This window comes from Geothrix terrae (assembly GCF_022808775.1).
GTDB lineage: Bacteria > Acidobacteriota > Holophagae > Holophagales > Holophagaceae > Geothrix > Geothrix terrae.
Genome location: NZ_JAKZLA010000008.1, coordinates 87378 through 100425 on the forward strand (window position 1 = coordinate 87378; position 13048 = coordinate 100425).

At 62.5% G+C, this 13048-nt stretch carries 10 protein-coding genes; 5 read left to right on the forward strand and 5 right to left on the reverse strand.

Annotation, left to right across the window (positions count from 1 at the left end):
* Positions 1–117: 117 nt before the first annotated feature.
* The 4 genes from murJ (at position 118) to MLE42_RS14360 (ending at position 5003) form a co-directional block, all read left to right on the forward strand.
* Positions 118–1494 carry a murein biosynthesis integral membrane protein MurJ gene (murJ, locus tag MLE42_RS14345; RefSeq protein WP_243288561.1) on the forward strand — a complete coding sequence of 459 codons (1377 nt, stop codon included), beginning with the start codon at positions 118–120 and terminating at the stop codon, positions 1492–1494.
* Positions 1487–2659: a CapA family protein gene (locus MLE42_RS14350; RefSeq protein ID WP_243288562.1), complete on the forward strand. Its 1173-nt coding sequence runs from the start codon at positions 1487–1489 to the stop codon at positions 2657–2659. The genes murJ and MLE42_RS14350 overlap by 8 nt, the downstream gene beginning before the upstream one ends.
* On the forward strand, positions 2656–3984 hold the full coding sequence (locus MLE42_RS14355; protein ID WP_243288563.1) for an O-antigen ligase family protein: 1329 nt from the start codon (positions 2656–2658) through the stop codon (positions 3982–3984). The genes MLE42_RS14350 and MLE42_RS14355 overlap by 4 nt, the downstream gene beginning before the upstream one ends.
* A gap of 200 nt (positions 3985–4184) precedes the next feature.
* Positions 4185–5003: an ATP-grasp domain-containing protein gene (locus MLE42_RS14360; RefSeq protein WP_243288564.1), complete on the forward strand. Its 819-nt coding sequence runs from the start codon at positions 4185–4187 to the stop codon at positions 5001–5003.
* Positions 5004–5049: 46 nt separating this feature from the next.
* Here the strand turns inward: MLE42_RS14360 and MLE42_RS14365 are convergent, their stop codons facing one another.
* Together MLE42_RS14365 and MLE42_RS14370 are read right to left on the reverse strand one after the other, a co-directional pair.
* The gene (locus tag MLE42_RS14365; RefSeq protein WP_243288565.1) at positions 5050–5646 is read right to left on the reverse strand and encodes a sugar transferase; all 597 of its coding nucleotides are present in this window, start codon (positions 5644–5646) and stop codon (positions 5050–5052) included.
* A 2-nt stretch (positions 5647–5648) separates the two neighbouring features.
* Entirely contained in the window at positions 5649–6806 is a 1158-nt protein-coding gene (locus MLE42_RS14370; protein ID WP_243288566.1) for a DegT/DnrJ/EryC1/StrS family aminotransferase, read from the reverse strand.
* Between the two features lie 265 nt (positions 6807–7071).
* On the opposite strand from MLE42_RS14370, the gene MLE42_RS14375 reads away from it, so the two are divergent.
* A complete protein-coding gene (locus MLE42_RS14375; RefSeq protein ID WP_243288567.1) occupies positions 7072–8136 on the forward strand; it encodes a right-handed parallel beta-helix repeat-containing protein in 1065 nt (354 codons plus the stop codon).
* Positions 8137–8312: 176 nt separating this feature from the next.
* Here the strand turns inward: MLE42_RS14375 and MLE42_RS14380 are convergent, their stop codons facing one another.
* The 3 genes from MLE42_RS14380 to MLE42_RS14390 form a co-directional block, all read right to left on the reverse strand.
* Positions 8313–10268 carry a hypothetical protein gene (locus MLE42_RS14380; RefSeq protein WP_243288568.1) on the reverse strand — a complete coding sequence of 652 codons (1956 nt, stop codon included), beginning with the start codon at positions 10266–10268 and terminating at the stop codon, positions 8313–8315.
* Between the two features lie 155 nt (positions 10269–10423).
* A complete protein-coding gene (locus tag MLE42_RS14385) occupies positions 10424–11779 on the reverse strand; it encodes a sigma-54-dependent transcriptional regulator (protein ID WP_243288569.1) in 1356 nt (451 codons plus the stop codon).
* A 7-nt stretch (positions 11780–11786) separates the two neighbouring features.
* Positions 11787–12947, reverse strand: a complete 1161-nt coding sequence (locus tag MLE42_RS14390; RefSeq protein WP_243288570.1) for a sensor histidine kinase — start codon at positions 12945–12947, stop codon at positions 11787–11789.
* Positions 12948–13048: the final 101 nt, after the last annotated feature.

A 13048-nucleotide genomic window follows, 5' to 3' on the forward strand; every position in this document is an offset into this window, starting at 1 on the left:
AACCATGACGAAAACCGGTGGAACTGGTCGACTGGCTGAGCATTCGACGGGGTTCGTCACCCTGTCGAATCAGAACCTGAGATCCCTGAGACGCCCAATCTAGAGGTGGATTCCTACATGGTGGTGGTCGCGTTGCGACGAGTCTGGGCCCGCCTCCCCTTGGCCGCGGCCAACCGGGGTGTGTTGCGGGCCGTGCTTACCGTTGGGTTCTTCGCGGTGGGCGTCAAGGTGGTGTCCGTCGTGAAGGAATCGGTGGTCGCGGCCGCCTTTGGAACTTCCAACGCTTTCGACGCCTTCGTGATCGCCACCCTGGCACCTTCGGTGGCCGTCGGCCTCATCTCCAATTCCCTGAATGCAGCTCTGATCCCCACCTACATTGATGTCCGCACCAAGGAGGGGCCAGCCTCGGCGGGGCGACTCTATGCCACGGTGCTGCTGCTCAATCTCGCGTTGCTGACAGTCCTCTCCCTGGTGGTGGCCCTGACCTCCCCCCGGTGGCTGCCTATCATCGCCTCGGGGTACTCGCCCGAAAAGCTGGCCTTGGCTCAGCGACTGGTCTACTGGTCCATGCCCATGGTGGTGGCGACGGGGTTGTCCACGACCTGGGGGGCGATCCTCAACGCGCACGAGAAGTTCGGCATCGTGGCCGTGGCCCCGGCGCTGAATCCACTCGCGATCCTGGCCGCCCTGGCGGTGGCCTACAAGGTCTGGGGCATTGGCGCCCTGTTGGCCGGAACCCTTCTCGGGGCGGCCTTGGAGGCGGGGGTGGTGGGCGTCAGCCTGTTTCGAAGAGGGCACTCCCTCCTGCCCCACTGGCACGGGATGACTCAGCATGTCCGGGCTGTCCTCGCGCAATATGGGGCCACCATCAGCGGGGCCTTCCTGATCACCTCCATGTCGCTGGTGGACCAGGGCATGGCTTCGATGCTCGGCCCTGGGAGCAACAGCGCATTGAGCTACGGGATGAAGATCCCCACGGCCTTCGCCGGCCTGGGAATGGCGGCCTTGGGTACGGCCGTGCTGCCGCGGTTCTCGCAGTTCGCCAGCGAGGAAAACTGGTTGGAATTTCGTCGGACCCTTTGGAAGTACCTTCTCATCGTAGGGGCCCTGAGCATCCTCATGGCCTGTCTGCTTGCTGTAGGGTCCACGCTGATCACGACCATCCTCTACGAGCGAGGCCGGTTCTCGGCCCAAGACACCGGACTCGTGTCCCGAATCCAGATGTTCTATCTGCTTCGCCTGCCGATCCCGATCACCGCAACCTTGCTGGTGCGGGCCCTCAATGCCATGCGCGCCAACCATATCCTGGCCGCGATCGCGGTCCTGCAGGCGATCCTGAACGCTGTCCTCGACTGGGTCTTCATGCAGCGGATGGGAGCTCCAGGAATCGCAGCCTCCTCCCTGGGGGTCTCCCTGGTGGCCTTCAGCTGTGTCTCGGTTTCCGTCTGGTGGCTGCTGGGCAAGCGGTGCAAAGGAGTCGCGAGCCATGGCTGAAGGAGGCGCACGGGTCTTCGTCGGTGGGGATATCTGCCCGATCGGGCGCATGTCAGGTCCCTTTGACAGGGGTGAATCCGATCTCATCTTCGGAGATGTGCTCGACCTCATCCGAGGGTGCGACTTCGCTGTGGCGAACTTGGAGTGCCCGCTCGCCGAGGGGGGCCGTCGGCCGGTGCCGAAATCCGGCCCCAACCTCCGCGCTCTTCCTGGGTCCGCGGAGACCCTGCGTCGGAGCGGGTTCGGCGCCGTAGGTCTCGCCAACAACCACATCATGGATTTCGGGGAGGCCGGCCTGAAGGACACCTTGGCCACCTGTGCCTCTGCGGATCTCGGCACCTTCGGAGCCGGCGCGTCATTGGCGGAAGCCCGCAAGCCCCTCATCGTCACGCGGAAAGGCGTGCGCATCGCCTTCCTGGCCATCGCAGAAGATGAGCGCTGCCTGGCGACGGGTTCGCGTCCGGGAGCGAACCCCGCTGACCCGATCTGGGTCGTCCGCACCTTGGCCGAGCATCGGGGTCAGTTCGACCGGTTGGTGGTCCTTCTGCATGGAGGGACCGAAGGCTTCCAGTACCCGGCGCCCTGGTTGAGGGAGACCTGCCGGTTCCTGGTGGAGCAAGGTGCCGATGTCGTGGTCTGCCAGCACTCCCACTGCGTCGGATGCATGGAGGTCTATCGAGGTGGAACGATCCTCTATGGCCAGGGAAATTTCATCTTCGATTACGCCGACCATGGTCCGCTGGGCGGCCAGGGTCTGGGGCTGGTCATCAACTTCCATGATGGACAACCCGCGGAGGTGTCCTTGCATCCGATCGAGCAGAGCGCCGCTGGAGGTGGCATCCGGCGATCCTCCGAACGGGAGGCTCAGGCCCTTCTGGAGCTGCTGCGGGTTCAGTCGGAGGTGCTGGGGGATCCGGAACGGTACATCCAGGTGTGGAACGCATTCTGTGATCAGCGACGCGCTGGGTTCCTGACGCGGCTTTTCGGATTTGGGAGATGGCTCCAGCGATTGAACCGTCGCGAATGGCTGTTCCGCCACTTGACCCCGGCGGATTTGCTCAGGATCTACAACCTGGTCAGTTGCGAAAGCCATCGGAGCGCGCTTCGAACCTCCCTTGATAATTTGATTGATCGGGCGATTCCGCCGGAGGAGGGCCGAGGATGACGGAACACCGTGCGACCGGGCTTCCAGGCCCAAGCTCGGCCCGATCCTGGGTCGCGGAGCTGTTCAAGGATGGCCCGGGGCAGAACTATGAATTGCGTGGGACCTGGACCTTCGTGACCTGGGGGGCGATGATCACCATCGCCCTCGTTCCCTTCACGAACGTATTCGTTCCGATGACGAACCGTCAGTATTCGCTGATGAGCGTGACCCAGCTGTTCTTCTGGGCTTGTCTCCTGCTTTCGCCGAGGGTTCTCAAACGGGGTTTTTCACCCATCCTCATCTGGATGGGGATTCTGTTCGGCACTCGGTACGTCTATGGTTCGCTGCTGTCGACCCTCCCGAACCAGATGGCTGATTCAACCCGCAACATGATCCGGCCCATGCTCTGGGCCTGGATCCTGGCGGCCGTCCTGAGGGAGGACCGGCTGAGAAAGCGGGCCTGCGACTTCTTCGTTCTGGGTTGTACCTTGGCGGGGGTCCTTCACCTGCTCGGCATCGGGGTCGGTAGCCCGATCGTTGAAGCACTCGGGTCGCAGCGCGTTTCCGCATTCGAGCAGAACGCGAACGTGCTTGGCGTCATCTACGCAACAGCCTTCGTCGTTGCCATCGCCCGGGTGATCCAACCTCGCACGGGCTATGGGTGGGTGGCACGGCTGCTGTTCGCCGGGGGGGGGATCATCGTGATCTTGGGTCTTCTTTTGACGGGCTCACGCACGGCTGCCATCCTCGCTGCCATCGGAGTCGTGACGATGGTGGCCATCGAAACGCGACGTGCGCGATGGTCCCCGCCCGCCATTCTGATGTCGGTCATCTTCATGGGCGCGATCGTGGGCGGAGTTCTGGCCAAGTCGATCATCGAGAAGCGATCCGAACGCGTGGTGAGCGCCGACATTAGCAGCGAGGACCGCGCCCGGATGGCGCCGGTGCTCATCGAGCAGTTCTTCCGCTCCCCGCTGTATGGCTTGGGCCCCGAGAATTACCGCGTGGAACTCGGGCACCGGTCCAGGACTGGGGATTCCGACGTTGGCATCGTGGCTCACAATCAAATGGCCATGTTCGCCGTGGAAATGGGACTCTTCGGTCTCATTCCATTCCTGATCGTTTGCGGCCTGCTTCTCAGCCAGGCCTGGCGTGTCCGAGCGCTTGAGGGAGGCCTTCCTTTCGCCCTGGCCCTTCCGTGCATCATCACGGCCTGCACCACCGCGAACATCGCCTTCCATTGGCATTTCTATTTCATCGTGGGGCTGGTGGCGGGCGCCTACGGCGCTCACCGAATGCGCCAGACCTCACTCCAGGAATCCACTGCCATGAAGGGCGAGTCATGATCGTCGGACTGAGTGATCGAATGCGCCGGGTCCCCGCGAACTGGCGGGGGGAGTTCGAAGAGGCCTGCGCCACGCTCGGCTTGGAAGCGCGCGGCGTACCGGTGGATGACAATGCCTGGATGGAGGCGGTGAGAGGCGTTGATCTCTTCGTGTGGCGCCCGACGATGGGCGACCCGAGCGAAATGGCGGAGATTCGGACCATGATTCCGCTCATCGAGGCGATGGGAGTCCCCTGTTTCCCCAATTCCCTCATGCTCTGGCTCTACGACGACAAGATCCGGGAGACGTTGTTCTTGAAGGCCCACGGCCACCCGGTACCGGAGACCTTCATCAGCTTCAGCGAAGAGGAGGCGCGGACGTACTTGGACGGGGCGACCTACCCACTGATCGCCAAGACGCACATGGGCGCCTCGGCGAGCGGTGTGGTCCGCATGCGGGATCGTGCCGCGGCCCTGGAGCTGCTGAAGGGCATCTTCCGACCGGAGAGCCTCATGGAAAAGGTGATGATGAAATTCCATTACCTGCCGCGCTTGGAGAAAGGGGACCTCCTGCTGGCGAGGAAACTCCGGTATCTGAACGCCTGTCCCAGGTACATCTATGCTCAGGAATTCATCAAGGCCGATTCGGATTGGCGCATCACGACCCTGGGCACCGACCTCCTGTCGGTGTTCGTCCGAAGGAACCGGCCCGATGATTTCCGGGCCAGCGGAAGCGGCTTGTGGGAGATGGTCGAGCCTGAGGATCTGCCCACGGAGGCCTGCGATCTCGCCCTGGAAATCAGCAACCGGCATGGCTTCACCTCCATGGCCTACGATTTCATGCGGGGGCCGAAGGGCTGGGTCATCGGAGAGATCTCGATGACCTTCGTGTTGAACGACGTCTACACCACCACGCTCTTCCGCCGAACCCCAGCGGGGTATGCCAAGCAGGCGCCGATCCCCATCGGGGTCATGCACCTGTCCGCCCTGATGGAGGCCCGCGAGAGGGGGACGGCGATCCCTCATTGGCCCATGACCTGAGGGGATGCCTCGGGGCACATCCTTCACGCCTGGACGCGAACCGGTATCAGACCCGCTCCGGGGCGAGGAGGCCGAGGGTGGCCAGGATCACCTTGAGGTTGCGCCAGACCCCTGCCTTCGCGGCATAGTCGAGGTTGATCCGGATCTTGTCAGGAAGGATCGTCCCGATGTAGTGGGCCTCCGGATCCTCGTGGCCCTCCAGCAGATCGCTTTCGTTCCGGTAGGCGATCGAGGCCAGGTCGGTGATGCCCGGCCGGAGGTCCAGCACCCGGCGCTGCGTTTCGGTGTAGAGCGCCACGAAGCGTGGGACTTCGGGCCGGGGGCCCACGAACCCCATGTCGCCCGTGACCACGTTGATCAGTTGCGGGAGTTCGTCGATTTTCCAGCGCCGCAGCCAGGCTCCCGTCCGCGTCACCCGGGGGTCTCCGCTCACGGTGAGGGGGCGCCCGATGCGATCCGCGTCCACGACCATCGTCCGGAATTTCCAGATCCGGAACGGGCGCCCCCCGCGACCCACCCGCACCTGCCGGTAGAAGACCGGGCGGCCATCCACGAGCCAGATGAGGGCCGCGATGAGGAGCAGACCGGGAGATAGCAGGACCAGCCCGAGGATCGCGCTCAGGAAGTCGAAAAGCCGCGTCATGGCTAGGCCTGGCTCGAACCGAGGAGGTCTTCCAGGGCCTCACAGACGTCTGAGACATCCTGATCGGTCATCCCTGGATGCAGGGGGAGGCTCAGCATCCGGCTGAAGGCATCCGCGGCCACGGGACAATCCTCGGTCCGGTAGCCATACTTCTCCCGGTAATACGGGTGCATGTGCACGGGGAGGTAGTGCACCGAAGTCCCGATGTTGCGTGCCTTGAGGCCTTCGATGAGGGCGTTTCGGTCGATCCTGAGCTGATCCAGCCGCAGGCGGAGCACATAGAGGTGCCAGCTCGACTCCACCTCCGGGCGTTCAATGGGGAGTTCCAGACAGGTGAGCCGCCCAAGCCGGTTCCCGTAGGCGGCCACCACCTCCCGCCGCCGCCGCTGGAACCCCACCAGCCGGTCCAGCTGGTGGAGGCCGAGCGCCGCCTGGATATCCGTCATGTTGTACTTGAACCCTGGCAGGACGACCTCGTAGTACCAGGAGCCGCTCCGATCGAAGCGTTTCCAGGCGTCGCGGTTCATCCCGTGATGGCCGTAGATGTGTGCCTTCTCGACCAGCGCCGCATCCCCGGTCAGACAGCCGCCCTCCGAGGTGGTGATGTTCTTGGTGGCGTAGAAACTGAATGCCGCGAGGTTGGACCGGGAGCCCACCAAGCGGCCGCGGTAGCGGGCGGAGATGGCGTGGGCGGCGTCCTCCAGGACCTGGAGGCCGTGGCGGTCAGCCAGCGCGAAGATGGCGTCCAGATCCACTGGGTGCCCGGCGTAATGGACTGGGAGGATGGCCTTCGTCCTGGGCGTGATGGCCCGGGCCGCGGCTTCCGGGTCCATGTTGAGGGTGTCCGGAGATACATCCACGAGGATCGGCTTTGCCCCGACGTGTTCGACGACATTCGCCGTGGCGCAGAAGGTCATGGAGGGGACGAGCACCTCGTCACCGGGTCCGACACCCAGGGCCAACAGGCCCACATGGAGGCCCGCCGTGCATGAATTGAAGCCCACCACGGCCGGCGCGCCGAAGTAGTCCTTCAGCTTGGTTTCGAACGCCTTGGTTTTCGGACCCGTGGTGATCCAGTCGGACCTCAGGGTGTCCATCACCTCGTCGCGCTCCTCGTTCCCGATGGAAGGCGGGCTGAAGGGCAGGAATGCGTCCCTCATAAAATCCCCACAGAAGACAGATGCAACATCGGATTATTCTAGCACCATGCGTGTGAAATAAAGCAATTGAGTAGCTCAACATGCCTTGATGGGCAGTCGGGACGGGGCTACCATCCGCACAGACTCCCGACAGGTCGCCGCCATGCATGCGATGAACCCTCCTTCTCCCCTGCTCCGAGCGCTGCTGGCTGGCCTTCTAGGTGCCACCAGCGGTGCTGCAGGCGGGCCCGGTCGACGAACCGCGAGTCTGCCTGGCCAAGGGTGCGTGCCCGCCCCGAAATCCACCTTGGTCATCAATGTCCGGGACGGTAAGTGGGGGGCCCGGGGCGACGGTATCTCCGACGATACCCAGGCCATCCAACGGGCAGTGGACGTGGTGGCCGGCACGGGTGGGACCGTGAGCGTCCCGAAGGGGACTTACCTTGTCAACGCGCTCGTATCGGTGCGCCTGAGGAGCGACATGACGCTGGCCCTTGCTCCTGGGGCCGTCTTGAAGGCCATCCCGAATGGTTCGGCCCATTCCGCGATCCTCCTGGTCTCCAGGGCGGAGCGGGTGACCATCTCCGGCGGTACGCTCCTGGGTGAGCGGGCGGGCCACACCGGCCAGGGAGGTGAGTGGGGCCACGGCCTTTCCCTCGCGCAGGCCCGGCAGGTGGTGGTCGCGGGTGTCACTGCCAAGGAGTGCTGGGGAGATGGTTTTTATGTGTCCTCCAGCCAAGGGGTGACTTTTTGCGGCGTAACCGCAGACCACAACCGGCGCCAGGGGATGTCGATCACCAGCGGAAAGGGCATCGTGGTCCGGGATTCCACCTTCAAGAACACCGCGGGTACCCTCCCGGAGGATGGCCTGGACATCGAACCCAACGCCGGCGATACGGTGGACAACGTCCTCATCACGGGTTGCACGTTCGTGGACAACGCCGGGTACGGCCTCGAGATCGGAGTGCCCCAAGCCCACACGGGCCGGGCCTGGATCTCTCGCGTTGTGGTGGATGGCAACACGAGCACAGGCAATGGGGCGCACACGCTCAGTCCCTCGCCGCGCGCCGGCATCGAGATCTCCAATTGCGCTGGCGTGCAGATCACCAACAATCGGGTGGGGAAGAACGGCCTCGGCATCCTCCTGCGGAACGGGGCGGACCATTGCACCCTGACGGGGAACGCCATCACGGGCAATGCCGGAGATGGCATCCTCCAGTACCTTTGCAAGGGGAACACCATCAGCGGAAACACCGTGACGGGCAACCTGGGCCGCGGGATCAACTCCTCCGATTCGTCCGTAGAGGGCGTCTCTCGCAACACCTTGTCGGGGAACGGACCGCAGCGCTGACCGGACCCAGGGCAGGCCTGGGACGTACCGTTCCGTCCGGTGCGACAGGTGGAAGGCCGCCGCATCCGCTCGCCGCGATCCGCAACAATGGAACGTCTTTCCGCACGCAGCAACTCCTTGGTCATCTGGTGAAACTTCTGCACCGCGATGACCAAGGAGGCTGGTTCCAGACTTGCCTAGAAACTCAAGTCGTTGATGAGGGCCTGATCATAAGCATCGAGTCCACCCACGCGACATCCGGCATTGGCCTTCACGTAGTTGGCTCCATCCAGGGCGCTGGTCGCCGTGATCCGGGCCGCGGAGGGCACGGGGAATGGAGAGGACATATTGTTGCCAATGCTGGATCCATCCTTTGAGAAGTTTCCACTGGAATAACACTGAGCCGGGGCGCCACTGCTCGTGTCAACGTGAACGGCGGCCGTATTGCCTGGATTGACCGCGTTATACATGTAGTTCCCAAGCACGTTGGCCTTCGCGCCCCAGTAGATTTCAATGCCGTAGTTGGATGAGTATTTCCATCCGACGTTGTTGATGACTTCGGCGCAGATCCCAGGAGCGGCGGTTCCGTTGGCGTCATCCCAACCAATAGCCGGAATGCGGTAGTAACCGTTCGAGATCAGGTTGTGGTAGAAGGTGATGTTGTAATTACCACCACCGATCAAGCAAGGGTAGTTGGGACTCCCCGGCATTCCTGCTCCGATGATGCAGTTCTGGATCGTGAAGTCATGGTTCCCGTGCCAGATGTCGATCCCTTCATCCCCGTAGTTCGAGAAGGAGCAGTGATCGATCACCACGTTGTAGTTGTCAGGCTGGAACTGGATGCCCTCGCCATTGCTTCCGGCAATGCCGCATCGATTCCGTATCCCCTTAACGATAATATTGTTGCAGCTGGAGAACACCATCTGGTAACCGGTGAAGGTGATGCCCGGAGCTGGTGCTGAAGTCCCGTCAACGGTGACATTGGAGCATGAGCTGAAGTTGATGGGACTCGATACGGGAAGCGTCCCCGCCACGTCAAACACGATGGTCCGGTTTGAACCTGCGGCGGCGCGGAAGCTTCCGGGCCCCGAGTCGTTGAGGTTGGTGACGTGGACCACCTGCTGCCCAGCGCCTCCGGTGGTGGCATAGCCGAACCCGGCCCATCCCGTCTGGACACCATTCACGGCGTTCACCGTGAGGGTCGCCGCGCTGGAGGTCACGCTGCCCGCGGCATTGGTCACCACCACGGTGAACGCTGCGCCGCTGTCCGCGGTGCTGGTGGCCGGCGTGGTGTAGCTTGCGGAGGTGGCGCCGCTGATCGCGGTCCCATTCTTGCTCCACTGATAGCTCAGGGTGGCGGTGCCCGTGGCGACCACGCTAAAGGTGGCCGTTTGGCCCGCGTTCACGGCAATGCTTAGGGGCTGAGTCGTGATGGCGGGTGGCACGGAAGGGGCGAGGGTTCCCTGCACCGTGACGGTGGTGGACCCGCTCACGCTGGCGTTGGATGCGTTAGTCGCCACGGCCTTGATCGTGTGGGTGCCACCTGCTGCCGGAGCCGTGTAGAGCATGTGGGCCCCGTCACCGTTGGGCGTGAGGGCGCCAACCGTGGCGTTGCCGTTGGAGACGTTATCCACGAACCAGGTGATCGTCTGGCTTTCGGTGCCAGACACCGCCGCGTAGTAGGCCTGCGTGGCACCGGTGCTGATGGTCGCGCCTGCAGGGCTCAGCGTCACGGTAGCGGTATTGGTGGCTTTGCGGACATGCACCTGGGTCTTGGCAGACTTGGTGGTGTCCATGACGCTGGTGGCCGCCAGCATGTAGCTGCCTTCCGTCGTGGGGGCCGTGTAGGTGACGGCGTTCCCGCTGCCGGAGATTGTGCCTACCTCGCTATTGCCGTTCGGGATGTTGTCGACCGTCCAGGTCACGGCCATGTTGGTGGCCCCCTGGACCTGGGCCGTGACGGGCACGGTGTCGCTGACATTGACATCGGCTGGGACACCGACCAGGGCGACAGTCACGGCATCCGCCGGGGCAGTCGTGCCTGCATTTCCTGAACCATTACTGCCGCCACCTCCGGAGCAGGCAGCCGTCAGAATCAGCATTCCGACAATGGCCATCCCCTGAAGCGTGGTGAAAAATTTTCTGACCTGCATTAGAACCTCCGCAGCTAACGAACAGCAACGGAGGTGCCACCACGAACCGACCGGATCACAACTTGTTAAATCGCGTGTTACAAGTATTAATAACAACGAAACAGAGTGGGGACGAACCCTTGGAAAGGATCATGTCTGAACTTTGGATCTGAATTCTAGAATCTGGACGATTCGGGTCCGTAAGCCTTGAGTTTTTGGTAGAGGGTGCTCCGGGGGATATTGAGCCGCTTGGCAGCCCGATCCACATGTCCACCCTCCTCATTGAGGACCTGGATGATGTAATGCTGCTCCAGCTCCTTCAGGGTCAAGTTGGAGAGCCCCACAGATCCCTTGCTGTCGGGACTGGAGGCGAAATCCAGGTTCTGCGCTTCGATCATGGGAGACTTGGCACCCATCAAGGCCCTTTCCAGGACGTTGCGGAGCTCGCGGATGTTCCCGGGCCAGGAATGATGCTTGAGCTTCATCAGTGCCCCCTGGGAGAGACGCATCGGCTCCCGCCCGCAATCGTTGGTCAACCGGTTCAGGAGAACCTGGCCGAAGGTGGGGATATCCTCGGCACGCTCGCGCAGTGGGGGCACATGGATCTGGATGGCACTGATGCGGTAGAAGAGGTCCGACCGGAAGAGCTGCTCCTGGACAAGCCGATCCAGCGGCTGATGGGTGGCGGCGATCAAGCGGAAGTCCACCTTCCGGTCCTGGAGTCCACCCAATCGACGAAAGCGCTTTTCTTCCAGGGCTTTAAGGACTTTCGGCTGAATCTGTATGTCCATGTCCCCGATTTCATCCAGGAAAACGGTCCCGCGGTGGGCGGCTTCAAGCAGGCCGACCTTGACCCCGACTGCCCCTGTGAAAGCCCCCTTCTCGTGCCCAAATAGCTCTGATTCCAAGAAATCCTTGCTGAGCCCTCCACAATTGAGTTCGAGCATCGGCTCTGAAGCCCTCGAGCTGTTTCGGTGGAGCCATCGGGCCAGTTCGCTCTTCCCTGTGCCTGTCTCGCCCAGAATGAGAATGGGGCTCTCGGTCGCAGCCGCGAGACGGGCCTGCTCCTCCAGCTCATGGATGGCAAGACTCTCCCCGATGAAGGGATCCACCGCGCGCTGGGGTTGATCCGCCGAGTCACGAGCCAGCTGCTTTCTACGGTTCTTCTGGTTTTCAAGCGCCCGCTCGATCACCACAAGAAGGGCGGGAAGATCCAGGGGCTTCACCAGGAATTGCTCGGCTCCAAGCTGGATGGCTCGAACGGCGAGTTCGATGCTTGCATACCCGGTGAGAAGGATGATGGGGACTCCGGCATCGATGGCCTTGAGCTTCGGAAGCAGCTCAATGGCGTTCCCATCCGGCAGGGAGTAATCCAGCGTGACGGCATCATAAACGTCTGCGCGATACCTGATCTCCGCTTCCGCGCAGGTCTCCGCCTCATCCACGGTGAAGCCGCGGAGCTCCAGGTAATCCCGAATCGCGAAGACAATGACTTCGTCATCGTCCACGACCAGAATCTTCGCCTTCGCCATGGAACCCTCAAGGTTGACTGGCTGCTCGCAAAGGATAGGACAATTCCGATGGCAGCGTGAACCTGATCCTCATCCTTCCTTCGGCCCCAGGACCCGCGGTCAGGGTCCCTCCGTGGGCCTCGAAAACCCGCCGGGCTCCTGGCAGTGTGAGCCGGCCCATTCCGGAAACCCGGAAGTAGAAGGGTTCGAACAGGCGGGCCGTATCGACATTTTTCATCTTCGCATCAGGGAAATCCAGGTGCCCGGTGACCACGGTCCTGCTTCCCGAATGGCTGCTTGCGACATCGAGTGCCACGTGGCCGCCTGGTTCCTCCTGCTGCAGAACAAGTCCAATCATGCGGGTGAAAGCCGACTGCAGGCCCTGCTTGTCAGCATTGACCGCTGGCAAGGACCCTTCAATGTGAAGTTGAAGATCAAGGCCGTTTTTCGCCGCCAGGGGAAGATTGTGCTCGATGGCTTCCCGCAGCAAGGGCTCGAGCGCGAGCAGGGTCCAGGAGAGCCCCTGTGGGTACCCGTATTCCCTCAGCTCCACGATGAAGGCGCTCATCCGGTCCAGACTTCTCCGGATGTTGGCTCCGTACTTACCCATCCCGCCCACGTCCGCGAACCTTGCCTCAAAGGCGTCCAGGCTCGCCGAGATCCCGAATATGAAGCTGCCGAGCTCATGGACGAGTCCCGGCACAAAAGACGCAGCCGAAGGCGAGCGCGGTGTGGTGCGCGATTCGGATCTTTGACGATCCATGCTCACGATGCTCTGGATATGTTCAGCCAGCAATCTCAGCCCGTCCCGTTGGACCTCGGAAAGAGATAACGGCTCCGGTGATAGCACGCCCAGAGAGCCAATGACCATGTGCCTCTCATCGACCAGAGGCAGGGCTTCGGCGATCAGAAGCCCGTATTTCTCGAGCAGGAGGGCCCTCGATTCGGGGTCGGGTCCTTGGGACAGGGCCGGCTCAAGATCCGCAAGCTGTTCGCTCGTGAGGCCACTGCCATCACGGTACCAGGCGCCGATGTCGTCCTGCATGACCAAAGCCACCTGCGCGCCCGTGAGTGCCGCCGCAATGAGCACCGAATCCCGCAGCAGGTTCTCCGAGTGGGATTCGGTGAAACCATGCCGGGGCGGGATATTGGACCGGGATTGGATCGGAAATGGACCGTCGGAATTCACACGGCCTCCCTTCGGGATCGCTTCAAGGGACAGATTGGCACCCCTTGATAAGGTTTGGAATGGCCTGGATTGATTCAAGGGGTGGATCAAGGGTCGTAGGC

What these genes read in the sequence shown, in the direction of transcription:
- murJ (WP_243288561.1), top strand. Translation starts at nt 118, where the DNA reads ATGGTGGTGGTCGCGTTGCGACGAGTCTGGGCCCGCCTCCCCTTGGCC.
- MLE42_RS14350 (WP_243288562.1), top strand. Translation starts at nt 1,487, where the DNA reads ATGGCTGAAGGAGGCGCACGGGTCTTCGTCGGTGGGGATATCTGCCCG.
- MLE42_RS14355 (WP_243288563.1), top strand. Translation starts at nt 2,656, where the DNA reads ATGACGGAACACCGTGCGACCGGGCTTCCAGGCCCAAGCTCGGCCCGA.
- MLE42_RS14360 (WP_243288564.1), top strand. Translation starts at nt 4,185, where the DNA reads ATGATTCCGCTCATCGAGGCGATGGGAGTCCCCTGTTTCCCCAATTCC.
- MLE42_RS14365 (WP_243288565.1), bottom strand. Translation starts at nt 5,646, where the DNA reads ATGACGCGGCTTTTCGACTTCCTGAGCGCGATCCTCGGGCTGGTCCTG.
- MLE42_RS14370 (WP_243288566.1), bottom strand. Translation starts at nt 6,806, where the DNA reads ATGAGGGACGCATTCCTGCCCTTCAGCCCGCCTTCCATCGGGAACGAG.
- MLE42_RS14380 (WP_243288568.1), bottom strand. Translation starts at nt 10,268, where the DNA reads ATGCAGGTCAGAAAATTTTTCACCACGCTTCAGGGGATGGCCATTGTC.
- MLE42_RS14385 (WP_243288569.1), bottom strand. Translation starts at nt 11,779, where the DNA reads ATGGCGAAGGCGAAGATTCTGGTCGTGGACGATGACGAAGTCATTGTC.